Annotated in this window: 28 protein-coding genes; 13 read left to right on the top strand and 15 right to left on the bottom strand. The window is 46.3% G+C overall.

Translation table 11 applies throughout. The annotated features are described in order from the left end of the window. On the top strand, positions 1–96 hold a 96-nt coding region (locus ICN44_RS09485), incomplete at its 5' end, for an IS3 family transposase (protein WP_216205431.1). 65 nt (positions 97–161) lie between these two features. Here ICN44_RS09485 and ICN44_RS09480 read toward each other — a convergent pair. From ICN44_RS09480 to ICN44_RS09455, 6 genes are all read right to left on the bottom strand, one after another. After that, positions 162–755, bottom strand: coding sequence for a urate hydroxylase PuuD (locus ICN44_RS09480; RefSeq protein ID WP_216263711.1), 594 nt, complete (start codon positions 753–755; stop codon positions 162–164). Between the two features lie 107 nt (positions 756–862). Then, positions 863–1,639: a 3-hydroxybutyrate dehydrogenase gene (locus tag ICN44_RS09475; RefSeq protein WP_216263706.1), complete on the bottom strand. Its 777-nt coding sequence runs from the start codon at positions 1,637–1,639 to the stop codon at positions 863–865. Between the two features lie 129 nt (positions 1,640–1,768). Continuing rightward, positions 1,769–4,165 (bottom strand): xanthine dehydrogenase family protein molybdopterin-binding subunit, encoded by a 2,397-nt coding sequence (locus ICN44_RS09470; protein ID WP_216263704.1) that lies wholly within the window; start codon positions 4,163–4,165, stop codon positions 1,769–1,771. A 12-nt stretch (positions 4,166–4,177) separates the two neighbouring features. Beyond that, the gene (locus ICN44_RS09465; RefSeq protein ID WP_216263703.1) at positions 4,178–4,687 is read right to left on the bottom strand and encodes a (2Fe-2S)-binding protein; all 510 of its coding nucleotides are present in this window, start codon (positions 4,685–4,687) and stop codon (positions 4,178–4,180) included. 42 nt (positions 4,688–4,729) lie between these two features. Continuing rightward, positions 4,730–5,584: a xanthine dehydrogenase family protein subunit M gene (locus ICN44_RS09460; protein WP_216263702.1), complete on the bottom strand. Its 855-nt coding sequence runs from the start codon at positions 5,582–5,584 to the stop codon at positions 4,730–4,732. Positions 5,585–5,660: 76 nt separating this feature from the next. After that, complete coding sequence (locus ICN44_RS09455) at positions 5,661–6,137, bottom strand: CoxG family protein (RefSeq protein ID WP_072582970.1); 477 nt, start codon at positions 6,135–6,137, stop codon at positions 5,661–5,663. A gap of 112 nt (positions 6,138–6,249) precedes the next feature. Here ICN44_RS09455 and ICN44_RS09450 point away from each other — a divergent pair, with 112 nt between their 5' ends. From ICN44_RS09450 to ICN44_RS09415, 8 genes are all read left to right on the top strand, one after another. Then, positions 6,250–6,942 carry a TetR/AcrR family transcriptional regulator gene (locus tag ICN44_RS09450; protein ID WP_216263701.1) on the top strand — a complete coding sequence of 231 codons (693 nt, stop codon included), beginning with the start codon at positions 6,250–6,252 and terminating at the stop codon, positions 6,940–6,942. Positions 6,943–6,956: 14 nt separating this feature from the next. After that, positions 6,957–7,415, top strand: a complete 459-nt coding sequence (locus tag ICN44_RS09445; protein ID WP_216263699.1) for a glyoxalase — start codon at positions 6,957–6,959, stop codon at positions 7,413–7,415. Between the two features lie 9 nt (positions 7,416–7,424). Further along, positions 7,425–8,666: an FAD binding domain-containing protein gene (locus ICN44_RS09440; protein ID WP_216263698.1), complete on the top strand. Its 1,242-nt coding sequence runs from the start codon at positions 7,425–7,427 to the stop codon at positions 8,664–8,666. A gap of 75 nt (positions 8,667–8,741) precedes the next feature. Next, on the top strand, positions 8,742–9,977 hold the full coding sequence (locus tag ICN44_RS09435; protein WP_251367780.1) for an ABC transporter substrate-binding protein: 1,236 nt from the start codon (positions 8,742–8,744) through the stop codon (positions 9,975–9,977). A 117-nt stretch (positions 9,978–10,094) separates the two neighbouring features. Further along, a complete protein-coding gene (locus ICN44_RS09430) occupies positions 10,095–10,949 on the top strand; it encodes a branched-chain amino acid ABC transporter permease (protein ID WP_255537560.1) in 855 nt (284 codons plus the stop codon). A gap of 14 nt (positions 10,950–10,963) precedes the next feature. Next, positions 10,964–11,923 carry a branched-chain amino acid ABC transporter permease gene (locus tag ICN44_RS09425; protein WP_216263697.1) on the top strand — a complete coding sequence of 320 codons (960 nt, stop codon included), beginning with the start codon at positions 10,964–10,966 and terminating at the stop codon, positions 11,921–11,923. After that, positions 11,923–12,678 carry an ABC transporter ATP-binding protein gene (locus ICN44_RS09420; RefSeq protein ID WP_215292728.1) on the top strand — a complete coding sequence of 252 codons (756 nt, stop codon included), beginning with the start codon at positions 11,923–11,925 and terminating at the stop codon, positions 12,676–12,678. The genes ICN44_RS09425 and ICN44_RS09420 overlap by 1 nt, the downstream gene beginning before the upstream one ends. A gap of 14 nt (positions 12,679–12,692) precedes the next feature. Next, positions 12,693–13,397 (top strand): ABC transporter ATP-binding protein, encoded by a 705-nt coding sequence (locus tag ICN44_RS09415; protein WP_216263696.1) that lies wholly within the window; start codon positions 12,693–12,695, stop codon positions 13,395–13,397. Here ICN44_RS09415 and ICN44_RS09410 read toward each other — a convergent pair. Continuing rightward, positions 13,394–13,897: a YqaA family protein gene (locus ICN44_RS09410; RefSeq protein WP_216263694.1), complete on the bottom strand. Its 504-nt coding sequence runs from the start codon at positions 13,895–13,897 to the stop codon at positions 13,394–13,396. The genes ICN44_RS09415 and ICN44_RS09410 overlap by 4 nt on opposite strands. A gap of 160 nt (positions 13,898–14,057) precedes the next feature. On the opposite strand from ICN44_RS09410, the gene ICN44_RS09405 reads away from it, so the two are divergent. Continuing rightward, positions 14,058–15,227, top strand: a complete 1,170-nt coding sequence (locus tag ICN44_RS09405; RefSeq protein ID WP_216263693.1) for an acyl-CoA dehydrogenase family protein — start codon at positions 14,058–14,060, stop codon at positions 15,225–15,227. Between the two features lie 9 nt (positions 15,228–15,236). Beyond that, positions 15,237–16,421: a CaiB/BaiF CoA-transferase family protein gene (locus ICN44_RS09400; RefSeq protein ID WP_216263692.1), complete on the top strand. Its 1,185-nt coding sequence runs from the start codon at positions 15,237–15,239 to the stop codon at positions 16,419–16,421. On the opposite strand, the gene cls is transcribed toward ICN44_RS09400, so the two are convergent. The 3 genes from cls to ICN44_RS09385 are packed head-to-tail and all read right to left on the bottom strand — an operon-like array spanning position 16,418 to position 18,845. Next, entirely contained in the window at positions 16,418–17,896 is a 1,479-nt protein-coding gene (gene cls, locus ICN44_RS09395) for a cardiolipin synthase (protein WP_216263691.1), read from the bottom strand. The genes ICN44_RS09400 and cls overlap by 4 nt on opposite strands. Then, positions 17,893–18,645: an endonuclease/exonuclease/phosphatase family protein gene (locus ICN44_RS09390; RefSeq protein ID WP_216263690.1), complete on the bottom strand. Its 753-nt coding sequence runs from the start codon at positions 18,643–18,645 to the stop codon at positions 17,893–17,895. The genes cls and ICN44_RS09390 overlap by 4 nt, the downstream gene beginning before the upstream one ends. Beyond that, on the bottom strand, positions 18,645–18,845 hold the full coding sequence (locus tag ICN44_RS09385; protein ID WP_216263689.1) for a hypothetical protein: 201 nt from the start codon (positions 18,843–18,845) through the stop codon (positions 18,645–18,647). The genes ICN44_RS09390 and ICN44_RS09385 overlap by 1 nt, the downstream gene beginning before the upstream one ends. 65 nt (positions 18,846–18,910) lie before the next feature. Here ICN44_RS09385 and ICN44_RS09380 point away from each other — a divergent pair, with 65 nt between their 5' ends. Together ICN44_RS09380 and ICN44_RS09375 are read left to right on the top strand one after the other, a co-directional pair. Next, entirely contained in the window at positions 18,911–19,606 is a 696-nt protein-coding gene (locus tag ICN44_RS09380) for an ABC transporter permease (protein ID WP_216263687.1), read from the top strand. Positions 19,607–19,610: 4 nt separating this feature from the next. Beyond that, a complete protein-coding gene (locus ICN44_RS09375) occupies positions 19,611–20,306 on the top strand; it encodes an ATP-binding cassette domain-containing protein (protein ID WP_255537559.1) in 696 nt (231 codons plus the stop codon). Here ICN44_RS09375 and ICN44_RS09370 read toward each other — a convergent pair whose 3' ends face one another. The 5 genes from ICN44_RS09370 to ICN44_RS09350 are packed head-to-tail and all read right to left on the bottom strand — an operon-like array spanning position 20,307 to position 25,612. Beyond that, positions 20,307–20,600: a hypothetical protein gene (locus ICN44_RS09370; RefSeq protein WP_216263684.1), complete on the bottom strand. Its 294-nt coding sequence runs from the start codon at positions 20,598–20,600 to the stop codon at positions 20,307–20,309. It abuts the gene before it with no gap. A 10-nt stretch (positions 20,601–20,610) separates the two neighbouring features. After that, a complete protein-coding gene (locus tag ICN44_RS09365; RefSeq protein ID WP_216263683.1) occupies positions 20,611–21,666 on the bottom strand; it encodes a formate dehydrogenase subunit gamma in 1,056 nt (351 codons plus the stop codon). Between the two features lie 47 nt (positions 21,667–21,713). After that, positions 21,714–21,950 carry a hypothetical protein gene (locus ICN44_RS09360; protein ID WP_216263682.1) on the bottom strand — a complete coding sequence of 79 codons (237 nt, stop codon included), beginning with the start codon at positions 21,948–21,950 and terminating at the stop codon, positions 21,714–21,716. Beyond that, positions 21,950–22,606: a formate dehydrogenase FDH3 subunit beta gene (fdh3B, locus tag ICN44_RS09355; RefSeq protein WP_216151914.1), complete on the bottom strand. Its 657-nt coding sequence runs from the start codon at positions 22,604–22,606 to the stop codon at positions 21,950–21,952. Before fdh3B ends, ICN44_RS09360 begins: the two co-directional genes overlap by 1 nt. Before the next feature lie 27 nt (positions 22,607–22,633). After that, positions 22,634–25,612 carry a formate dehydrogenase subunit alpha gene (locus tag ICN44_RS09350; RefSeq protein WP_216263681.1) on the bottom strand — a complete coding sequence of 993 codons (2,979 nt, stop codon included), beginning with the start codon at positions 25,610–25,612 and terminating at the stop codon, positions 22,634–22,636. Between the last annotated feature and the right edge of the window lie 36 nt (positions 25,613–25,648).

Here is a 25,648-nt window from a genome sequence, read left to right as displayed (position 1 = left end):
GAATATATCGACTATTACAACCATGATCGGATCAAACAAAAACTGAAGGGATTGAGCCCGGTTAATTACCGAACTCAATCCCTCGTGCTAACCTAATTAAACTGTCCAACTTTTGTGGGTCAGTTCAGATGCGGGCCTTTTATTTATGCAGTTGGTAATGATTAAGAAACGATTACAAACCATGTAGTGTTGTGTGATTGAGCGCTCATCAAAAACAACATTGGAATAGACAACAATGTGTTGATGCGGGATGTCAACATGGCAACGCGAGCAGATTTTGCCTTAACATCAGCTTCAACAGCAACGATGCCAAGAGCACGTTTTTGATTTGGCCAAATAATGAACCAAACGTTAAAGGCCATTACTAAGGCAATCCACATACCCAAACCGATTGCGCGGAATGGAGCTTGCAATGTGAAGGCTTGATGTAAGTAACCATTTAAAGCAGCAACAATCAAACCAGTTAGTACAGTAAACAAAGCTGCGTAACGGAACCAAAATAACGCTGCTGGAGCAATCACCTTACCAATGGCTGGCTTTTGCTCATCGGGAATCTTTGGCATCGAAGGAATTTGCACAAAGTTAAAGTACCAGAGCAGACCAATCCACATCACACCACACATCACGTGCAGCCAACGGAAAACAAATGGAAGCTCGGCGGAATTAAAGTTGCTGCCAAAACCTAAAACAATGAGGGCGAGAAGGACAAAACCGGCAAATACGGTACGTCCCAAAGAGGTTAAGATTGATGCCATTAAAGGATCTCCTAGTTGTAATAATGGGGTTAACTATAAACGATTCTACTGATTTTGTTCGTATATACCAAAATCCAGAATTCTGACTAAAAATAATGACTTAGCTCTTATTGAGCTGTCCAACCACCATCCATATTCCAAGCCACTCCACGAACTTCAGAGGCGTCTGGCCCACAGAGGAAAACCGCTAAGGCTGCCAATTGCTCTGGACTCACAAACTCTCCAGATGGCTGCTTTTCAGATACCAAGGCGGTCTTTGCTGCTTCATTGGAAATGCCTTCGCGTTCTGCGCGAGCGTCTACCTGCTTCTGAACTAACGGAGTTAATACCCAACCCGGGCAAATTGCATTGCAAGTAATGCCAGTACGCGCATTTTCCAAAGCCGTCACTTTAGTTAACCCAACAATGCCATGCTTAGCAGCAACATAGGCAGCCTTCTGAGTAGAAGCTACTAAACCATGTACTGAAGCGATATTAATAATACGGCCCCAGTTGCGTTTTTTCATACCGGGTAAGGCATGGTGTGTTGTATGAAATGCTGAACTTAAATTAATCGCAATGATGGCATCCCATTTATCCGTTGGAAACTCTTCAATGTTCGCGGTGTACTGAATGCCGGCGTTATTAATCAAGATATCTAGCGAGCCAAAACGCTTCTCTGTTTGCTTGATCAGGTCTTCAATCTCCGCGGGCTTACTCATATCAGCGCCATGGTAATCAACCTCTACACCACAGGCTTTTATTTGAGCAATGGCTTCATCTTTCTCGCCAAAACCATTGACCATGATGTTAACGCCTTGTTTAGCCAATGCAATAGCCATTCCTAAGCCAATACCGCTAGTGGAGCCAGTAACTAGGGCTGTTTTATCTTTTAATGTAGACATATCATTTACCGTATCAAGTTAACTAAAAAGGGGTGCAGACTGCTTTATGGACCCTAAAACTGGATGTTACAGGATGTGCTGAACCACCCCCGGAGGTGATGCACCAGGGTGGTCAAAGCCTATTTAAAGCTAGATTTTCTTGAGAGCCCGCAGGATCTTTTCACAGGTGATGGGCTGATCAAAGACGGATGCATTTAATGGTGCCAAGGCATCATTAATAGCGTTTTGAACTGCACCTGGCGCTCCTGCTGTACCAGCCTCACCCGCCCCTTTAGCACCCAATTTGGAAGATTGGGTAGGCGTCTCGACGTGAGCAACCTCAATATCCGGCATCTCGTTAGCCATCGGCACTAAGTAATCTGCCATGCTGCCATTGCGCAACAAACCACTTTCGTCATAGAGGCACTCTTCGAACAGAACGCCGCCAATACCCTGAACGATTGCACCACGAACTTGTTCGTTGACTAACATTGGATTGATAACGCGACCACAGTCTTCTACCGCCCAATGCTTCAATAGCTTCACGAAGCCGGTATCTGGGTCAACCTCAACGTAAGACGCTTGCACTCCATTCGTAAAGATGAATGGATATTCTTTTTGTGTGTAGTGACGCGTCACCATGAGATCAGCAGAAAATCCAGCCGGCAAAGTATCCGTGCGGAAATAACCCACTCTACCCACTTCACTAAAGGGCAATAATTGCTCACCGGTCGCTTTATCAAGGATATATCCACGACGAGCAGTTAATTCAGCAACAGGTCGATTCAAAATAGCGCCCGCAAGTTTAATTATGTTTTCTTGCAGGGCTTGAGAAGCCAAGAGAACTGCTTCACCGCCAACACCAGCTCCACGTGATGCCCAGGTACCTCCACCATAAGGAGTGACATCGGTATCACCAGTAATAACACGTACTTGATCGATTGGAACCCCAACAGCATCGGCAGCAATCTGGGTATAGATACCTTCAGTACCTTGACCTTGTTCACCAACACCAATCAATACCGAAACCACACCGCTAGGATCCATGCGAACAGTAGCGCCATCCTGCGAGGCAATACGTGCGCCACCCACACCATAGAAAGCAGGACTTGGATTGGTTAACTCAATCAATGTTGCAAATCCAATGCCGCGATAAATACCTTTTTTGCGCAACTCAGCCTGCTCTTTACGCAAGGCGGAATAGTCCATCATTTTTTCAATGGTTCGCAAACATTGTTCATGCGAGAGAACTTCTAACTTAATTCCAGAAATTCCGGAGCAGGGATAAGCGTCATCCGGAATCACATTGCGCTTACGGAACTCGAGTGGATCCATTTGCAATTTTTGCGCAGCCAAATCTACCAAGCCTTCGGTCACAGCACAAGCAATCGGATGGCCTACGCCACGATACTGACAGGTTGGTGTTTTATTCTGAAAAACGACATTCAGCTTAGCGCGATAGTTTTGATGCTTATAAGGACCACCGACCAAGTTCACGACTTGATTGCCTTCAATAGCACTAGTTCTAGGGAACATGGAGTATGGGCCAATTGCAGTCAGATCATCGATCTCAAAGGCTAAGATATCACCTGCCTTATTGGCGGCTATACGTCCTTTAATGCGATGCTCACGCGCATGAATATCACTAGTGAATGATTCAAGACGGTCTGCAACAAACTTCACGGGGCGCTCAAGCATCATGGCAAGCCCTACGGTAGCGAAATCATCTGGATAGGCGTGAACCTTAATACCAAAAGATCCGCCCACATCCTTGCAAATGACATGCACATCTGATTCTGAAAGCCCAAACTGACGGCAATACAAATCTTGCATCATGTGTGGCGCTTGTTGCGAGTGGTACACAGTAAGGCGACGATCACCTGGGTTGTAATCTGCAATTTGACAGCGCGGCTCGAGCGTGACACCGGTATGACGGCCAAATCCAAAGGTGGCTTCTGCAACTACGTCGGCAGTTGCAAATACTTCATCTACATTGCCAACATCCAAGCTGCGGGTAAAACATAAATTATCGCCAAGGTCAGGATGAATAACCGGAGTATCTGCATCAAGCGCGGTTTCCATGGAAACGACTGCCGGCAACTCTTCCCACTCAACATCGATATGCTGCAAAGCATCTTCCGCCTGCGCTCTAGTTTCCGCAACGACCGCCACCACCGGCTCACCCTGCCAACAAGCACGATCAATTGCTAAGGCGTGTTGAGGGGCAGACTTCATACCAGCTAGGTGACCTAAAGTGGCTACCCAAGGCTTACAAATTTTCGCCATTTGCACGCCATCTACAACCGCAAGAACACCGGGCATCTTGCTAGCATGCTCTGTATGAATTTTGCCGATTTTCATGTGTGCTACTGGAGAGCGCCAGAACACCACATGCGCCATACGAGGCAATTGAATATCGTCAATGTAAGTGCCCTGACCTTCAAGCAGACGACGAGCTCCATGTCTTGGTTCGCTATGACCTATGTATCGCTGATCATTTGTTACGGGATCGAGCACCATTCCTTTTAAATCACTTGGCTTATTCATAATACGTTTTCCTTAAGCGTCGGCAAGGACAGGTTTAATTTTTTGGCCCTTTGCACGAGCATCCAATACGTCGATGATTGCATCGACGATGGAGTGGTAACCAGTGCAACGACAGTAATTACCTGAGATCCATTCGCGCACTTGTTCGCGCGTTGCTTTTGGTTGTTTCTCAATCAACTCTGCTGCTGCTAACAACATGCCAGAGGAGCAGAAACCACACTGCATAGCGTTGTGGCGCATGAAAGATTCTTGTAGATCTGTCAAAACACCGTTTTTAGTAAGACCTTCGACCGTCTCAACCACGCTGCCATCCGCCTGTACTGCCAGAAATAGGCATCCGCGAATGATTTGCCCGTCTACCTTGACGGTACAAGCTCCGCACGCGCCCTGCTCACAACCTAAGTGAGGGCCTTTTAAATGCAAATCTTCGCGTAAAAAATCCACCAGGTGTCTGCGTGGCTCAATCTCTGCGTTGACGAGTCGACCATTCACGGTCATTGAAATTTTTTTCTTCAAACTCATTTTGATCTCCGAATTCTTTTGCCTATGCTTGCTATTTGAGTGTTAAGCAATCATGTGCTTGAGTCCACGCTCAAGCAATACACCAATTAAATGTTGTTTCGCTTCTGCGCTATTAGTTATGTCTGCAATTGCTTCGATTTCATTACGCGCTTCGGCTACTGCCTTAGTAATTAACTCATCGTTGAGTTTTTGGCCGTTGATTAAATCCTGCGCTTTAGTTGCCATTACTGGCGTGGCACCAACAGAGAAGAATGTAAAGGCGCAGTGAGTCAAAACATCACCTTGCTTCTGTGCAACTGCAGCTAAACCAGCAACCGCGTAATCGCCATGACGTCTAGCCAGCTCATGAAAATAGAAAACTTCTTGCTTGCTTGCCAATGGAATCTCAGTCGCAACGAGAATTTCATCGGGCTCTAATGAGGTCGTATACAGGTCAATGAAAAAATCGTTTGCTGAAATTCGGCGCTCGCCCGCTGGTCCATGAATAATCATCGTCGCCCGCAAAGTCAAGCTGCAAGCTGGCCATTCAGCCGCTGGATCACCATAGGCTAAGGAGCCACCCCAAGTACCCAGATTACGAATGGCGCGATGGGCAATATGTGGGGCTGCTGCCTTTAAAAGTGGGGCATGTTTTGCGACTAATTCTGAATCTTCAATTTCAGTATGGGTCACTAGCGCGCCAATACGCAAACTATCACCAACAACTGAAATACCTTTGAGCTCAGCGATATCAGTGATATCGATTAACACTGTGGGCTCTGACAAGCGCATATTCAAAGTGGCCAATAAAGTTTGCCCACCCGCAATTAATTGCGCATCATCGCCGCCCTGCTCAAGCAAAGACAAGGCCTCTTGTAAGGCCTTGGGCTTTACATAATCGAATGCTGCAGATTTCATTAAGTCTCCTCCACCACTAATGAATTAAGCTTTTCTAGCTTTTTATTTTTTGCGCTACTTTTTTATTACTGCTTTTTTATTTACCACCAGCGTCTGACTCCAACGCCACTGTCTCCCCGCCTAATTCTTTTGCGAATTTCTGAAAAAAATCATCTGCAATCTTTTTAGCCGATGCGCTAATTAAGCGACCGCCAATTTGACCTAACTTGCCACCAATCGAGGCTTCCGTTGTATAAGAGACCAAAGTACCTCCTTCGGCTTGCTTTAGCTCCACTCGTGACTTACCTTTGGCAAACCCTGCCGCCCCACCAGACCCCTCAAAGGCCATAGAGCAAGACTGGTCCGGGATGATGTCACTTAGAAGCAATTTCCCTGCAAAACGGGCTCTAACGGGCCCAATTTTGAACATCACCTTGGCATGAATCTCTTCTGGAGAGATGCGACTGATCTCCTCGCAACCAGGAATGGACTTAGCCAGCACGTCAATATCGTTCAAACCCTTCCACACTTCAGGGATTGGAGCGGATATGAGTTGCTCGCCATTTAATTCCATTTGATCTCCTTGGGGTTTGTACGAATAGAGTCTTATCTACCAATTGTTCAACAATGTACCATTATTTAACTTTTGGTCAATAAGTCCAAATTCGGATAAACCCTGAGAATCCATGCGTTTTACTGAAGATAGCGTTACTAGCCCAAATACTGCTGAAATTTCAGAAGGATCCATGGCGCCCACTAGAAAAAGAATGGGGACAGCCGAGCGTAAACGCCAAATATTGGACAGCGCCATTCAGTTCTTTGCTAGAAATGGTATCGATGGCCAATTAAGAAATTTATCCAAAGAGTTGGGCATCACCCATACCCTGCTCTACCACTATTTCCCCACTAAAGATGCGCTGATTCAGGAGGTTTATAAAGAAGTCTTTGAATCTCGCTGGAAGCCAGAGTGGGAAGAGCTGCTGGATGATGACTCCCTCACTCCCGAAGAAAAATTCAATGCGTTCTATTTGGACTACTCCAACACAGTCTTAACTTATGACTTTGTGCGCATTTTAATTTTTTCTGGCTTAAGTGATCACTCTATTAGCGATCGATTCTTCGAGCTCTTGCGCACGCGCTTATTACCAAGACTCATTCGCGAAACTCGCAAGTATTGCGGTAGGTCTGATACATCAAAGCCCACCCAGCGTGAGCTTGAATTTCTCATGGGATTGCATGGTGGCGTTTTCTATATCGGCATGAGACGCTGGATCTATGGACAAGCCATATATGCCGCCGAAAGCCCCAATACAGAACAAGAAATCATTCGCGACCGAGTGCAGTCTTACCTCCACTCTGCTAAATCATTGTTTGCTTAATTCAAAAGGTATCCATGTCTAATCTAAGCCTGAATCACTTCTCCATCCGCAGTCTAGAGATTGAAAAAACGACTGAATTTTTTAGCAAGCTCCTTGGCTTAACTGTTGGCCCAAGACCTGAATTCCCTTTCCCAGGCGTATGGCTATACAACGGTGATGAGGGTAGTTGGGCTAATGCGGTCTTGCACCTCATTGCTATCGACAAAAATGATCCGAACGGACTGAAAAAATATTTAGGTGAACGCGACCCCAGCACACTCCATGGATCTGGCGCAGTAGATCACATTGCTTTTTTTGCGACTGGTCTAGAAGAAAAAATTGCCCTCCTAAAGAAACTTAATGTTTCTTATCGCGAGCGCACTGTCCCCGTATTAAAGCTTCACCAAATCTTTTTGGATGATCCTAATGGAGTGGTTATTGAACTCAATTACCCGGCTGAAGAAAAAGCTGCTCTGGATGCGAAAGCGGCATAGGAGCTATTGATGGCAAAAATTCTAGTTGTAGGCGGCTCTCTTGGTGGTTTGTTTGTGGCAAATATTTTGCTGCGCCAAGGGCATGACGTTACTTTGCTAGAAAAGACGGTTGGATCCTTGGACGGTCGTGGCGCCGGCATTGTGACCCATGATGCTTTGGCTGAAGCGCTACGCGTTGCTGGAGTGACTGTTGATGAAACACTCGGCGTACCTGTGACTAAGCGTGTCACTTTGGGTGCTGATGGTCAAAGCTTGGGCGAAATGGAATTACCTCAAGTATTAACCTCTTGGAGTCGCCTGTATCACATGCTCAAAGAAAGCTTTCCAAGCGAGCGCTACCTTCAAGGTAAGACAGTGAAGTCGGTTACGCAAGATGCGAACGCTGTACAGGTGCTTTGTGAAGATGGCAGTCAATATGATGCTGAGTTGCTCATCGCATCCGATGGCATACGCTCTGCAGTGCGAGCGCAAGTCGCACCACAAATTCAACCTGAATATGCTGGCTATATAGCTTGGCGTGGCGTATGTGACGAAGCCTGCTTATCAAGGAACACCTTAGACACTCTATTTAATCGCTTTGGCTTTTGTTTGCCCAATGGCGAGCAAATGCTGGGTTACCCAGTTGCTGGCTCTGGCAATGACACGCGCCCAGGAAAGCGTCGCTATAACTTTGTTTGGTATCGCCCAGCTTCTGAGCATGAAGAATTAATAAGCCTTCTCACAGACGATGATGGCCATTATTACCCCACCGGTATCCCGCCCCTCAAGGTGTCTTGGAGGCATATTGCCCACATGCGTAAAGTCGCACAGGAGATCTTGGCGCCACAGTACGCAGAAATATTAGAAAAAACAGCCGCGCCATTTTTACAAGCCATTTATGACGTGCGCTCCGAACAAATTGTCTTTGGCAGAATCGCACTCATGGGTGATGCTGCTTTTGTTGGCAGGCCGCACGTAGGAATGGGCGTCACTAAGGCTGGTGATGAAGCTATTGTGATAGCCAAGCATATTGCCGCGCATGGCGCTACTCCAGCAGCACTCAGTGCATATAGCGAAGAGCGCTTAAAGCTAGGTCAACAAGTAGTGGCTAGAGCCCAGTATTTGGGTCGCTATATGCAAGCCCAAGGAAGCAAGGGTAATAGGGATAACGAGAAGTTGAAAAGAAATGCCGATACTGTGATGGCGGAAACCGCGATTGATATCAGCGATCTATTAGCTCAAGGGAAAGCAGTACCTGAATCTGCGCACTAAAAGGCGCATTCAGTTAAGATTTAAAAAAATAAAAAGTATTCTTATTTAACAAAGTTTTATATGGAGGAGACAACCATGAAACAAAAAGTAACGAATCAAACAAGACGCAAGATGTTGATTGGTGGAGCCGCAGCAGCAAGCACTCCACTTTGGTTAAACGTAGCAAATGCTCAGGCTGACACTATCAAGATCGGCTTTCCGACACCGTTGACAGGACCCTTCTCAGCAGAAGCTCAGGATCAGGTAAAAGCTGCTGAATTAGCCATTAAAGAATTTAACGATGCAGGCGGCTTTAATGGACGCAAAGCAGAGCTTTTAGTGCGTGACGACAAACTTAATCCTGGCGAAGCAGCAACACGTACATTGGAATTAATTGAAAAAGACAAAGTGAACTTTGTAGTTGGCTCACTTTCTGCCGCGACACAACTCTCGATCAATGCTGTTTGTAAGGAGCGTAAGGTTCTCTTTAACTCCATCAGCCAATCTGATGCAATTAACGAAGCTAAAGACTGGAGCGTCTATACATTCCACGAAGCCCTGAACCCAACGATGACGGCTGGCGCTGTAGCGCGTTACTCCATCCCCCGTTTTGGTAAAAAAATTGTGTTCTTAACAGCTGACTATGCTTACGGCCATGAAATGGTGCGTGCGTTTGAGCGTGCTGGCAAAGAAATGGGTGCCACTACTTTGGCTGACATCCGTCACCCATTAGGCGCATCCGATTACTCCGCCTTCTTGCCACGTATCAAAGCCTTGAATCCAGATATTTTGGTGCTCTGTAACTTTGGGCGCGACTTGGTCAATGCAGCAAAACAATGTACTGACTTTGGCCTTAAATCCAGCATGAAGATTGTTACACCGGTACTTCTCTACACCTCACGTCTTGCTGGTGGGCCAGAAGCCTTTGAAGGCATTATTGGTGGCACATCTTATTACTGGGGCCTAGAAGATCGTATCCCAACTGCAAAAACATTTAACGATGCTTTCCGCAAAATGTATAACGGCTCCGTACCATCTGACTACGGCGCACTAGGCTACGCTGGCGTGAAGAGCGTCTTGGCTGGGGTGAAGATTGCAAAATCTACTGACACCCTAAAAGTGGTTACAGCAATGGAGAATATGAAGTACGACTGGTACAAGGGGCCTGAGTACTATCGTAAGTGCGACCATCAGGCCGTGCAAACCGTCATCATCGTAGAGTCTAAATCTAAGAATATGAAAGACAAGTATGACGTCTTCAATATTTTGACGATTGAACCTACTACTGAGAAAAATATGCGTTCATGCGCGGAACTAGGTCACAAAGCCTAATTTTAAAATTTCAGGGTGGATGACCCATTCACCCTGATCCACTCCCCCGCACCATTTGGTAAAGGGGAGTTTTTTCTGAGTACATTTATGACCGGTCTTTCATTCGAACTTCTCTGCATGCAACTGCTTACGGGCGTCGCCTTGGGCAGCATTTATGCACTTTTAGCCCTTGGCCTATGCCTTATTTTTGGCATGCTCAATGTGGTGAACTTCGCACATGGCGCCTTCTTTATGGTGGGCGCATTTTTAGGCGTGTACTTCTTAGGCATCACTGGAAGTTTTTGGTTCAGCCTAGTACTAACGCCGTTGCTTACAGGCGGCATAGGGCTTGTCACTGAGCGCTTTTTAGTTAGGCCACTCTATGGCCGCGGCTTGGATTACCCTTTGCTACTTACCTTTGGGCTTTCATACGTCCTGATTGAAGTAATGCGCGTTACCTTTGGCATCGAAGGCTTACCTTCAATCACCCCAGAGGGTCTTGGCGGAACGGTCAATGTAGGCATTGGTTACTTCCCTAAATATCGCCTCTTCCTTATTGCAGCAACTGCCGTCGTTATTTTGGGCGTTTGGTTCTTCATTCAAAAGACGCGTTACGGCCTCATCATTAAAGCTGGCGCTGCCGATCAGGAGATCGTGAAAGTGCTTGGTGTTGATATTGCCAAGGTGTGGCTTTTGGTCTTTGGCTTGGGCTGTGCAATTGCCGGCCTCTCCGGAATCCTGGCCTCACCAACGCGCTCAGTCAATCCAGAAATGGGTATTCCCATTCTGGCGGAATCATTTGTAGTGACTGTTGTTGGCGGCATGGGCTCACCAGTTGGCGCAGTAGTCGCTGGCTTGTTAGTGGGTGTGGTCTACAGCATGACCTCCCTCTTTTTCCCCGACTTAGCAGAACTTTCCATTTTTGTACTAATGGCTGTAGTGCTGTTAATTCGTCCACAGGGCTTGTTTGGTAAAGCAGGAGCGATGGGCTAAGGCTCCGAATATTTATGAATTCATTTTTCCAACTCATTGCACGTCATCGCGTATTAGCTAGTACGCTTTTCTTAGCAATCTTCCCATTCATCATGCCGTATGAAGCGCTGGCGATCAATATTTTGATCTTTGGTTTATTTGCCATGGGCTTTAACTTACTGTTTGGTTACATGGGTCTTCTATCGTTTGGTCATGCAGCCTTTTTAGGTATTGGCAGCTATGTCACCGGTATTGCCATTGTTCACTATGGCGTACCTTGGGGTGCCGCTATTCTGGTTGGCATTATTGGTGCTGCTATTGGCGGTCTGATCATGGGCTTCCTTGCTATTCGTACTCGTGGCATCTACTTCTCCATGGTGACCTTAGCGCTTGGTCAAATTGTGTACTACATCTTCTACAAGGCTGAGAGTCTTACTGGTGGAGAGAATGGTTTGCGAGGTGTCCGCGTAGATGAGTTCAATATCCTAGGCATTCCAGTTGACTTCTTAAATCCACTAGTGAAGTACTACATCATTCTTTTCTTTGTGGTGATTGCTATTTGGCTTATTTCCCGCATCCTAAGCTCACCCTTAGGTGCTGTGATGGAAGCAATTCGCGAGAATGAGAAGCGCGCAGCAGCTTGTGGATTCGACGTAGCCCGTACCAAACTATTGGTTTTTGTATTGTCAGCGGCAATTTGTGGCTTAGCAGGTTCATTGCGCGCGCTCCACCTCTCTATCGTGCCAATTGATTCTCTGCACTATCTACAGTCTGGTCAGGCAGTCATGATGAGCATTCTTGGTGGAATGGGCACCTTCTTTGGCCCATTCATCGGTGCAGCAGTCATGCTCTACTTGGAAGACGTCGTAACTACCTTCACTAAGCATTGGATGGCTGTCGTTGGTTTAGTGTTTATGTTCTTTGTGCTGTTCTTCCCTAAGGGCATCTGGGGAACCATTCTGAGCAAGCTACAAATTAATCAGGATTCGAAATAATGAATAGCGCAACTACAACCCCTATTCTTGAAGCGCGTCATGTTAGCAAGAGCTTTGGTAAGTTCAAGGCATTACAGGACGTATCCACTAGCTTTATGCCTGGAACACTTACGGCAATTATTGGCCCTAATGGCGCAGGAAAAAGCACCTTCTTTAACGTCTTGAGTGGCGCATTCCCACCATCGAGCGGTCAAATTCTATTTAATGGCAAAGATATCACTGGCATGCAGCAGCATGAATTTGCTCGTATTGGAATTTCTAAAAGCTTTCAGATTACCAATGTATTTAAGCAACTGAGCGTCCATGAGAATGTCCGTGTGGCTGCACAGATGGAAACTGCACGCTATAACTTTCTCCGGAATGCGCAAAGTTATCCAAAGCCAATTGAAATCGCCGATGAATTGCTGCATCGAGTGAATCTAGAGCACTTACGTAATAAAAAAACGGGTGACCTAGCGCACGGCCAGCAACGCGCCCTTGAAATTGCGATGGCATTGGCCTGCAACCCGAGCCTACTTTTACTAGATGAGCCTACTGCCGGCATGTCTCCAGAAGAAACTTTGGTCATGATGGAATTGATTCGCACACTTGCTAGTGAACGTACGGTCATTTTGGTTGAGCACAAGATGAAACTCATCATGGGTCTTTGTAAGCGCATCATCGTGCTGCACCATGGCGAGTTTTTGGCCGAGGGCACTCCAGAAGAAATCCAAAATAATGCAGAGGTACGTCGTGTGTACCTAGGTCAAGGTTAAACAGAAAGCAAACTATGTTGCGTGTAGAAAATTTAAATGCTTGGTATGACCGTAGTCACGTATTACAGGGTGTCTCACTTGAAGTGAATAAAGGAGAGATCGTTACCTTGATGGGTCGTAATGGTGCCGGCAAAACCACCACCCTACGCTCTCTAATGGGCCTGCTATCTAAACGCCAAGGCAAAGCATCCATTGATGGCACTTCATTTTTGGATTTACCCGCTCATGAACGCTTTCATTTAGGTCTAGCATATGTGCCAGAGGATCGCCGTATCGTTCCCGGGCTTACTGTTAAAGAAAACTTAGAACTTGGGGTGATCGCCAAGAAGAATTCTGGTGATATGAGCGCTCTAGTGGATGAAATCGCTGAAACCTTTCCTAGACTGAAAGAGCGTTTACATCAAGACGGCACCTCGATGTCCGGAGGTGAGCAACAAATGCTTGCCATTGCCAGAGCAATGATTGGCAAACCTAAAGTCATTCTGCTTGATGAGCCATCAGAAGGTATCATGCCAGTCTTGGTTGAAGAGATGTTTGAGCTTTTTGCCAAACTAAAGCAAGAAGGCCTAACCATTCTCCTGGTCGAGCAAAACGTACAGCAAGCACTGAAGATTTCTGATCGAGCTTATATATTGGATCAAGGCGAGATTGTTTTCCATGACACTGCACAGAACCTCTTAAATAATGATGAAATTCAGCAGAAGTATTGCGCCGTTTAGATGAGATGCAGCCAGTGACCTAACTGGTGCCAAAAACTGTTTGGCACCAAAGTAAGCAACCAGGTAAGCATAGTAAAGCGCAAGAGCTTGCCAATAAACATATAAATCAAGCATGGCTGCCATGGGAGTTTTAACCATCCCGCTGCTAGACACAAGGGATCTCCCAATCCAGGTAACCAAGACAGCAGCAACAACTTAGGCCCCCACTCTTCAAGCCAACGCTTGAGGCGAGTATTGCGGGGCTCATCCATTACCTTAAACCGGTTACGTGCTATTGCTCCCAGCCACCAATCCAACATCCCGCCTAATGTATTACCAACTGTGGCAACGGCAATGGCCACCCAAAATAAGTCAGGGTTAAGGGTGATATAGCCAAACAGAATAGGTTCAGAACCAGCAGGTATTAGTGTTGCAGAAATAAAGGCACTAATAAACACCGCCGGCAAGCCAACCGAAGGCATTTCAAACCATCTAAAAAAGTGCTCAAACAACGGGTCCATTAAGCAATAGCCCCTAAGGCGTTGTCATACGAGTGAATTTCTTTGGATCTCATGAAGCCTATTTTGCATTGTTTTTGCCAATCTTCATGAATTTCAAATCTTGCTTAAACTAATGCCTGAAACGGTAAATACACCATAAAACCTATAAATTGAGACTTTCATGAATCACCCTATTCCTAAGCCAGACCAATACCAAGAAATGCGTGAAGCATTGCATGATCTCTGTGGCTCTTTTGATTCCGCCTACTGGCAAAAGATTGATCACGAACGAGGCTATCCAGAGGCTTTTGTAGGTGCGATGACTAAAGCCGGTTGGTTGGCCGCCTTAATTCCAGAAGAATATGGTGGCTCTGGTTTGGGCCTAGCGGAAGCCTCCGTAATTATGGAAGAGATTAATTTTTCTGGGGGTAACTCAGGTTCATGTCATGGGCAGATGTACAACATGGGTACTCTACTTCGCCATGGCTCAGACGCGCAGAAAAAAATGTATTTGCCCAAAATTGCAACGGGTGAACTGCGTCTTCAAAGTATGGCTGTTACCGAACCAACCACTGGAACAGACACCACCAAACTAAAAACTACCGCAGTAAAAAAGGGTGACAAGTACGTAGTGAATGGTCAAAAGGTATGGATTTCCAGAATTCAACACTCTGACTTAATGATTTTGCTGGCGCGCACTACTCCACTTAGTGAAGTACAACGTAAGTCAGAAGGCATGTCGATCTTTATCGTCAATCTTGCTGATGCCATTGGCAAAGGTATGGAAGTACGACCCATTGCCAACATGGTGAACCATGAAACCAACGAAGTGTTCTTCGATAACTTAGAAATCCCCGCAGAGAATCTCATTGGCACCGAAGGTCAAGGATTTAAATACATTTTGGATGGCTTAAATGCCGAGCGAGTCTTGATTGCTGCTGAATGTATTGGTGATGCGTACTGGTTTATTGATCGCGCCCGCCGCTATGCCAACGACCGAGTCGTTTTTGATCGTCCAATTGGTAAAAACCAAGGAATTCAATTTCCGATTGCTGATAGCTATATTGAAACTGAAGCCGCAAATCTCATGCGCTTTAAAGCATGCGAGTTATTTGATAATCACCAACCTTGTGGACCAGAGGCTAATATGGCCAAATATCTAGCGGCCAAAGCATCTTGGGAGGCAGCAAACGTCTGCTTACAAACCCATGGTGGCTTCGGCTTTGCTAATGAATACGATGTTGAGCGTAAATTTAGAGAAACTCGCCTCTATCAAGTGGCGCCTATTTCAACGAATTTAATTTACTCCTATATTGCTGAACATGTTCTTGGTCTTCCAAGATCTTTCTAAGGAAGTGCTATGAGCATTCGCCCGCTAGATGGCATTACCGTTGTTTCTTTAGAGCATGCTATAGCAGCACCTTTCTGCACACGCCAATTAGCAGACTTAGGGGCAAGAGTCATTAAGGTTGAGAGGCCTGGTGGTGGTGACTTTGCTAGAGGGTATGACACGCAGGTAGATGGGCTCTGCTCTCACTTCGTTTGGGTCAATCGCTCTAAGGAAAGTTTGACTCTAGATCTTAAACAGCCATCAGCAATTGCAGCACTCAAGACTTTATTGAAGACCGCTGATGTCTTAGTGCAAAACCTCGCGCCAGGTGCTGCTGTACGTATGGGACTCACAGCCGAGATATTGCAGAAAGACAATCCAAAACTCATTCTGTGCGATATCTCAGGCTATGGAAATGACGGCCCTTATCGTGATAAAAAAGCTTATGACTTACTTATTCAGAGTGAGGCCGGATTCTTATCGGTCACGGGCACACCGGAAACCCCTAGCAAAGCTGGAAACTCAATTGCTGATATTGCAGCTGGTATGTATGCCTATACCAATATCTTGGCGGCCCTCTTGCAAAGAGGAAAAACCGGTAAAGGCTCGGTCATTGATATCTCTATGCTCGAGTCCCTCACTGAATGGATGAGTTTTCCTCTGTACTACGCCTACAAAGGTGCAGAACCGCCACCACGCAATGGCGCCTCTCATGCCACCATCTATCCATACGGTCCCTTTAAGGCGGGTGATGGTAAGACTGTCATGCTGGGCTTACAGAATGAACGTGAGTGGGTGCAATTTTGCGAAATCGTTCTAGAAAACTCTGCACTTGCGCAAGATGAACGCTTTGATCGTAACTTCAAGCGCAATGAAAAGCGCACTGAACTTTTAGAAATTATTGACGCTTGCTTTAGCAAACTAACCTCTGAGCAGTTAATTGCAAGATTAGAAAAGGCGCAGATTGCAAATGCCCACCTCAATGATATGGAGGGTCTTTGGAAGCATGAGCAGCTTAAAGCACGCAACCGCTGGACCGAGGTGGATACCCCCAACGGTGTAATTGCAGCCTTACTGCCCCCCGGCTTAAATAGCAGCTATGACTATCGTATGGACCCCATCCCAGCGGTAGGAGATCATACAGACTCTATCCTTAAAGAATTGGGACTGGGCGAGTCTGATATTGCTGACATGCGGGCAAGCGGCGCAATTTAAAGTAGTGGTGAAGTGAGATGCGCTGCGTTCTCAAGATAGCGGTTCCAATGTGGACGCTTTGCCCATGCTTTTGGATCAATATAATCTGACTGCGCTAAGTAGGACTGAATCAGCTTCTCAAGATTGGCGCAGAAATCATCGTCATACACAATCAAGCTAATTTCAAAGTTCAGCCGCAAACTACGTTGATCAAAATTCACTGAACCAAAGATTGCAACTCGCTGATCAATCAACAAGCTCTTGGTATGTAAGAGGCCACCCTTAAACTCAGCAATCTTGACTCCAGAAGTTAATAAATCCTGATAGAAGCTTTTGCTACTCCACGCAACCAAAGTGGAGTCATTCAGCTTTGGCACAATCAAGGTGACCTTCACGCCGCGCCTTGCAGAAGCCATCAATGCTTGCATCAGGCCATCGTCCGGACCAAAGTAAGGGGTGGTTATAGTAAGTTCCTCCCGCGCATCGATAATGGCCGAAAGCATTAGTTGATACAAAATATCGTCACGATATACCGGCCCAGAAGCAAATTCCTGGGCAATGACCCCGCCCTCCCTTGGCGCCACTGGAGGTGAGCGATCATTAAAATGGGTAATCTTAGGATTATCAACACTCCAGTCGAACGCAAAGGTCAGTTCGAACTGCGCTGCAACCGGCCCCTCAATACGAACCATTGCGTCAACCCACTCCCCAACTCCTGAGTTCTGCTTAAAAGTACGAGGGTCGACCATATTCATACTTCCAGTCCACACCACGGAACCATCCACTACAAATATTTTTCGATGCAAGCGCAGATCTGCGCGGCGGAACTGAAAGCGGCCAATCTGAATCGGCAATGCTTCAGTCACTTGAATGCCTGCGTTTCGGAACCGGGCAGGCCAGGATGACTTAAACCAGTCCTTACTACCTAAAGAGTCTAATAAAACGCGACAATCTACACCGCGCTTTGAGGCGGCAATGACAGCCTCACCCACTCGATCGGCATCACCACCCAGAGCCCAAATATAGAACTCTAGATTCAGGCTTTTTTTTGCCTGATTGATCTCATCAATTAAGAGCTGCAGAATTTCCAGTGAATTTGTATGCAGCTCCACTTTGTTTCCATCCACTACTGGAGTGCCATTATTGGATTCAGCCAATAGACTTATGGCTCTAGACTCAATAGGTAACTTCTGTCTCTCACCTGCAAACTCTTGACATAACTGTTGGGTAATTTGCGAATACTCTAGATTCATACGTTTAATTTTTCGCGTCAAACTACGACCTACCGGACGTTCTCCAATCAGTACGTAAAGGGCAATTCCCATTAGCGGAAAAGTCATCACAATAAAAATCCAAGCAAAGGCAACGCCCACTGGCCTTCTCACAGAAATGATGACACCAATAAAGTAGGTAACCAATAAAAAATGGGCGACTAATATCCAACTAAAACTCAACTCAAAAGTGTGATTTAGAAATATATTTATTAGGGGATTCATTTAAGCTCCAATTCCGCAGTAATACCTAGGTGATCTGATAGCTTTAACCATTCATGCAAAATTTGTGCTGAATGTACTTTTATCCCTCGAACATAAATTCTATCCATAGCAAGCAATGGCTTCACACTGGGAAATGTTCTTGCTGGGGAGCCGGTCAGTAATTCGAATACCTCATCGAAGCCAGCTGCTTTCATGGGGGCGCTCGCCCGATTACGCCAATCGTTGAAGTCGCCCGCCACGATCGTAGGTCCATTTTGAGTTAAATCCTGAATATGCTGAATGATGGTCTCCAACTGCCTCTCTCTGCCAGGTTCAAAAAGCGCTAAATGTACACAGAAACAATGAATGGGTTGATCCACACCATCCAAAGTAGTAACACTATGTAGCAGGCCGCGACTCTCAAAGCGGTATGCTGAAATATCGTAATTATTTCCTTTTTGCTGAGGGTGCTTAGAGAGAATGGCATTGCCATGATGTCCATCGCGATACTCAACATTTTTTCCATAATGCCAATCGTGCCAAAAGTCTTCCGAAAGGAAGTGAGTCAACTCTGCTAACGGCCACTGACTAAAACGACGTACCCTACCCCGATGCTCCTGTTGCAGCTCCTGCAAGAAAAGCAGGTCTGGATGGTGACTGCGCATTTTTTCACGCAGTTGGTAAATGGTGGAATGTCTATGCAAAGGAGATAACCCTTTATGGACATTCATACTCAATACTGTGAAACGAGCAGCTTTAATCGTGCTCATCAAAACTGACCTGCAGCACGTTGGCGTCGAACGCGCGCTAAGTAAATTTCACCTTCGACCAATTCCTGACACTGCATACATTTATTGCAAATCGACGCCTGCTCCCGTAACTCGTCAATCGAGTCTATCGGGTGGGCATCTAAATACTCACGCAAATCGATATCGAGGACCTCATTACAGAGGCAAACCACTTCAGCCATAGGTCAAAAAAAGGGAATCAATCTCATTACAGTCATTTTGCCATTGCCTTGATAGAATCAAGCGCATGTTAAAAGCTTTTCAAGACGCCCTTTCCTTGCTCGCCCACCTAGATGGCAGTGTATTGGGGATCGTCTGGGTTTCTCTACAGGTCAGCCTTACAGCCCTTCTGGTTGGAACGCTTTTGGGCCTGCCGATTGGCGCTCTTCTGGCCACTGAACGTTTTGCAGGCAAAAAGACCATTATTGTGACCCTCAATACCCTCATGGGGGTCCCTACAGTCATTGTTGGAGTGTTGGTATACCTGATGCTGTCACGTACGGGGCCTCTTGGCGCATGGGGCTGGCTATTTACAGTAAAGGGCATGATTGTGGCTCAAACATTGCTCACAACCCCTTTAATCGCCGCACTTAGCCGCCAAATACTAGAGGACTCCTGGAAAATACATCGCGATTCCTTTCTGAGCCTCAAATTGCCACCCCTCTCCCGCTTTAAATGGTTGATTTGGGATTGCCGCTTTTCCCTTACTATTGCCGTGCTTGCCGGCCTAGCTAGAGCCATATCCGAGGTTGGAGCGGTCATGATTGTTGGCGGCAATATTGATCATTCCACCAGAACAATGACAACTGCGATTGCGCTAGAGACTAGCAAAGGTGATCTACCTTTAGCCCTCGCCCTTGGCATCGTCTTGCTCACTATTGTTCTTCTGGCTAATTTATTTACCTTTGCAGTTCGCCAAATTGCGGAGCACCGCTATGGTTGATACGATGGAAAATTTTGAAAAGTTCATTGAGCTCACAGACATCATTGTCAAAAGCAATGGCAGAACCATTCTGAATATCCCGCACGCCCTTATTCCAGCAGATAGAATTACCGCCTGTATTGGCCCTAATGGCGCCGGCAAAACTACTCTTCTAAAACTTCTAGATGGGCTCGTTCAGCCAGATAGCGGAACAGTAAGTTACTCATTTAAAACAAAAACGGCTTTGGTTTTACATCACACGCCGATGATTAAAGCCTCAGCTAAAACCAATATCGCAATGGTTTGTGACGCGGATGGATCCATTGAGAATGCTGATATAAACCGCGTGATTGAGCAAGTAGGTTTAAGCGAGCTAGCTAACAGTCCAGCGCATAAATTATCTGCAGGTGAAAGACAAAAGGTCTGCCTTGGAAGAGCCATTCTTCAAAAACCCAATTTGGTTTTACTAGATGAGCCGACTGCCAATCTCGATCCCAAGACTACTGAACAAGTTGAAGAGTTGATTCGTCAATTTGACCGCCAGGGAGTTGATGTGATTTTTTCATCCCATCAACTTGCCCAAGTACAAAGACTAGCTGAGCACATCATCTTTATTGATCAAGGGGAAATAAAAGAAAAGGGACCCGTAGGCCCCTTCTTTAACAATCCCCAAACACCTGCAGCTAAACGCTACTTACAACAAGAGTTACTCGCTGACTAATTACTTGGCAGCGGGTGCCGCTGGAGCGGCAGGAGCAGCTGCTGCTGCAACTGGTGGAACTAATGGTGGTGGTGCAGTACAGGCTGCTGGAGCCGCAGCCCCAGAAACCTTAAATCGATCAGCAACCCGGTTTTGAGCCTGGCAGAGTTGATATGCACCAATTTTATCACCGTAGGCAGTTTTTGCTTTAGCCAAATTAGCAGCCTCTTGTGCCTCTGGGCTCAATGGTGGCAATGTCGCTATTACCGAGGAGGCAGCAAATGCGCAAAACGTAAGAGCAATGATTTTTTTCATGGCCTTGTCCTTATTTATTTACCTTGTTGTACCAGAGCTCATGGTGCTCTTTAGCCCAAGTGGCATCTACATAACCAGTCTTCATGCCATCAAGAGAGCCTTGCATACCTATTGAACCGATATAAATATGCCCCATAGCCATGGTAGTCATCAAGATAGAAGCTGAACTATGGATGATATTGGCTACCTGCATGGTTCCACGAATGTATTGAACCTCCATGAAAGGAACGATCATATCGAGTACAAAACCAGAGGATGAAATTACCAAGCCTAAGAAAGTCATGCCAAACCAAAACCAAATCTTCTCGCCGAAATTAAAGAAGCCTGCAGGCGGATGCTTTCCGCCGAACATCCCACCAAATGACTTGATCCAGGTAAGGTCGCCTTGACCTGGGATATTTCTGCTTGCAAAGAGTAAGAAGAAGATAACAACGCTTAGTGTAAATAACGGTCCAGTGTAATTGTGAATATTTTTGCAAACCATTAAGAAGGAGCCATAAGCAGCGCCACCCATCAAAGGCATCGCAAAATATTTACCATACAGAATTAATAAGCCTGTAAATGCCAGAGCCAAGAAACTAAATGCCATCACCCAATGTGTAAACCGCTCAAAGCCATTAAACCGTTTGATTTTTTGGCCAGACATCAGTGCATGTAGCTTAATTGGACCTTTAATGATGAAAAGAGCAGCAATACCAAAAAAGGCAATGGCCAACAACCAGCCACCGAATACCGTGATAACACCATTGCGGATAACGCGCCATTGTTGGCCAGCACGCTGAATCAAAACACCTGCTTGTTTATCAGGAATACTGACGTAGTTTTGTGGATCACTGTTTGGCGCCATGAAAATGGATGGATTTGCTGGCTGAGCCTGAGCTTGAGTTCCATTAGCCAAAGCATTTGGATTTGCCGGCACAGATGCAGGAGGCACATCCACTCCACTTGGAGAAGGCAAAGGCGCCATCGGTGCACGTTCAGCAAAGCTCATACCACTCGCTAGAGTTAGCGACAAACCTGCAGCCACTACCAAAGTGCGTAGAACTTTAGAAAATGATCGTTTCATACACATGTCCTTAAACGTTTTCGTTTTATTTATTGTTATTTAGTTGATCACTTAACGCGACTGTATTCGTTTTGACCTTGATTGCGCTTGTCAATCGACTCGGTCCAACTAGCCTGGTTGCCTGGCGTCCAATTCTTAGTCATAAATCCATTATTGGCGCCCATATAAGGAGCAACATCTGGACGCTTAGCAGCCTTAGCAGCAATTTCTGGTGGCTCAGAGCAAGCCGCCAACAAAGCTGCTGCTGCAAAACACATGCCGAGAGTTTTGAAATTGACTTTCATTATTGAGCTCCAGGAATTTTTGCAGCAGGCGTTGGTGTAGGTGCTGGTGCATCTGGACCACCGTAAGCAGTATTCCAACCAAAGGCTTTGGATCCTGGGTACTTGCCATTCTTCTCACGTGTCGCAACACGATTATTAAAGATGCCAGAAATAATATCGCTGTCACCACCAATCAATGCCTTGGTTGAACACATCTCAGCACAGAGTGGCAACTTACCTTCCGCCAAGCGATTACGTCCATATTTCTCAAACTCTGCAACGCTGCCGTTTTCTTCTGGGCCGCCACTACAGAATGTGCACTTATCCATTTTGCTACGGGAACCAAAGGCACCCTTACTGAGGAACTGTGGTGCGCCAAATGGGCAAGCAAAAGAGCAGTAGCCACAACCGATACAAATATCTTTATCGTGCAGCACAACGCCCTCGTCAGTGCGATAGAAACAATCTACTGGACATACCGCCATGCATGGAGCGTCACTACAGTGCATACATGCAACTGAAACTGACTTTTCTTGACCGATGATGCCATCGTTTACCGTAACAACACGGCGGCGATTAACACCCCAAGGCACTTCATTATCATTTTTACAGGCTGTGACACAACCGTTGCACTCAATGCATCGCTCCGTGTCGCAAATAAATTTCATTCTTGCCATTGTGTTCTCCTGACCTTATTTTTTGACTTAGGCAAATTTCTCGATTTGACACATTGTGGTTTTCGTTTCTTGCATCATCGTCACCATGTCATAACCATAAGTAGTTGCAGTGTTAACCGCTTCACCCTGAACTACTGGGGCAGCACCCTCTGGATAGTATTTGCGAATGTCCTCGCCCTGCCACCAACCCGCAAAGTGGAATGGAACGAAAGCAGTTCCTTGATCAACACGCTCTGTAACCATTGCGCGCACTTTGATCTTGGCACCTGTTGGCGACTTCACCCAAACATAATCCCAGTTCTTAATACCGCGATCCGCTGCAGCCTTAGGATTAATCTCCACAAAGTTTTCTTGTTGAAGCTCTGCTAACCATGGATTAGAACGAGTCTCATCACCACCGCCCTCGTACTCAACCAAACGACCTGAGGTCAGAATGATTGGGAACTTCTCATATAACTTCTGATTCAAGTTTTGATCTTGAACTGTCTTATAGAGGGTTGGTAAGCGCCAGAAGTTTTTCTTATCGGCCGCTGTTGGGTACTTACGCATCATTGGAGCATTTGTACTGTAGAGCGCTTCACGGTGAATTGGAACTGGGTCTGGGAAGTTCCAAACCACTGCACGCGCTTTGGCGTTACCAAATGGATGGCAACCATTCTTCATCACCACGCGCTGAATACCGCCAGATAAGTCAGTCTTCCAGTTTTTACCCTCAGCGAGTTTTTTCTCGTCGTCAGTTAACTGATCCCACCAACCTAATTTCTTCATAAACACGTGATCAAACTCTGGGTAGCCGGTAGTAATTGCGGCACCCTTAGAGTGGGATCCATCTGCAGCAAGCAAACTGACGCCTTCACGCTCAACACCGAAGTTGGCGCGGAAGTTACCACCACCCTCCATCACGCTCTTACTTGTGTCATACAGATTTGGTGAGCCAGGATGCTTAATAGCTGCTGTACCGTAGCAAGGCCAAGGCAAGCCATAGTAATCGCCGGTCGTATTGTAGCCAGTTACCGGGTCAATACCGCCACGTGACTTCAAGGTCTTCGGATCAAAGGTTGCCACCATTCTCATGTGAGCTTTGAGGCGCTCAGGAGTTTGGCCTGTGTATCCAATAGTCCAGCAAGAGCGGTTAATCTCGCGCAGGATGTCTTCAATTTGCGGCTCTTTCCATTGCTTACCAGCAAATTTGGTACTGAGCATTTTGTAGTTCTTAGACAACTCTTCGCCGAAACCTAAGCGGTCAGCAAAAGCTTGCATGATCACGTGGTCAGGAACAGATTCAAACAATGGATCGATTACCTTCTCACGCCACTGCAATGAGCGATTGGATGCTGTCGCGGTGCCGCAAGTTTCAAACTGTGTTGCAGCAGGCAATAAGTACACATTCCGATTCTTATTCACTGCTTGACCTTCTGCAGCAGGCATTGCAGCCATTGCAGCAGTCGCGCTTGGATACGGATCGACCACTACTAAGAGATCCAACTTATCCATCGCACGCTTCATATCGAGGCCGCGAGTTTGTGAGTTCGGAGCATGGCCCCAGAAGAACAAGCCTTTTACGTTAGTCTGCTGGTCGATCATGTCATTCTTCTCGAGAACAGCATCAACCCAACGAGACACAGTAGTGCCGGATTTCTCCATCATGTCGGGCGCATAACGGCCTTTAATCCACTCGTAATCAACTCCCCAAACTGTTGAGAAGTGCTTCCATGAGCCAGCAGCCAAACCATAGTAACCAGGTAATGAGTCTGGGTTAGGGCCAACGTCAGTTGCACCCTGAACGTTATCGTGACCGCGGAAAATATTCGTACCACCACCAGACTTACCTACGTTACCTAAAGCTAATTGCAAAATACAAGAGGCGCGCACAATCGCATTACCGATAGTGTGCTGGGTTTGGCCCATACACCAAACAATGGTACTAGGACGATTCATTGCCATGGTTTTAGCAGCTTGGTATACCTGAGCCTCAGGTACTCCACAAGCCTCCTCAACTGCAGCAGGCGTCCACTTCTCCATCACTTCTTTGCGAATCTCTTCCATGCCATAAACACGGTCGTTGATGTACTTCTTATCTTCCCAACCGTTTTTAAAGATGTGATACAGCATGCCAAATAGGAATGGAATATCAGTACCAGAACGAATACGGATGTACTGGTCTGACTTAGCAGCAGTACGGGTGTAGCGCGGATCCACCACAACCACCTTGCAACCATTCTCTTTTGCGTGCAAGAGCATCAACATCGAAACTGGATGAGCTTCAGCAGCATTTGAACCAATATACAAAGCAGCCTTGGAATTCATCATGTCGTTGTAGCTATTGGTCATCGCACCATAGCCCCAGGTGTTTGCAACACCCGCTACTGTTGTGGAGTGACAAATACGAGCCTGATGGTCTGTATTGTTTGTGCCAAAGAAAGAGACCCACTTACGGAGTAAGTAGGCCTGTTCATTATTGTGTTTCGAGGAGCCGATGAAGAACATTGCATCCGGAGAATATTTCTGGCGAATATCCTTCATCTGTGCGGTAATTTCAGTTAAGGCTTGATCCCAAGAAATGCGTTGGTACTTTCCATCAACCAACTTCATTGGGTAACGCAAACGATAGTCACCGTGTCCGTGCTCACGCAAGGCAGCGCCTTTAGCGCAATGAGCCCCCATATTAATTGGGGAATCAAATACCGGATCTTGACGAACCCATACACCATTCTCAACGGTGGCATCTACTGCACAACCTACGGAACAGTGAGTACAAATAGATCTCTTAACTTCAATCTTGCCCTTGCCGTCTAGCATTGCCTTGCTTTGCTCAGCAGATACTTTTTGAACAAAACTTAATTGACTAGCAGCGATACCAGCGCCAACTCCCACGCCTGAGCGCTTGAGGAATGCGCGGCGATCCATCGTTGGAACAGCCGCTTTTAAGCCGCGTGAAAGACTACCGATCAGGCGCGATGTGGAACGACTGCTTTGTGGGGTATTGGATTTACGAGTCAGACTCATATGATGTCCCTGAGAAAGTTTTTTATTTATTTAGAA

Source organism: Polynucleobacter sp. JS-Fieb-80-E5 (genome assembly GCF_018882015.1).
In the GTDB taxonomy this organism is placed as follows: Bacteria; Pseudomonadota; Gammaproteobacteria; order Burkholderiales; family Burkholderiaceae; genus Polynucleobacter.
Note: the sequence above shows the minus strand (reverse complement) of the source record. Positions and strands in the feature narration are given on the sequence as shown.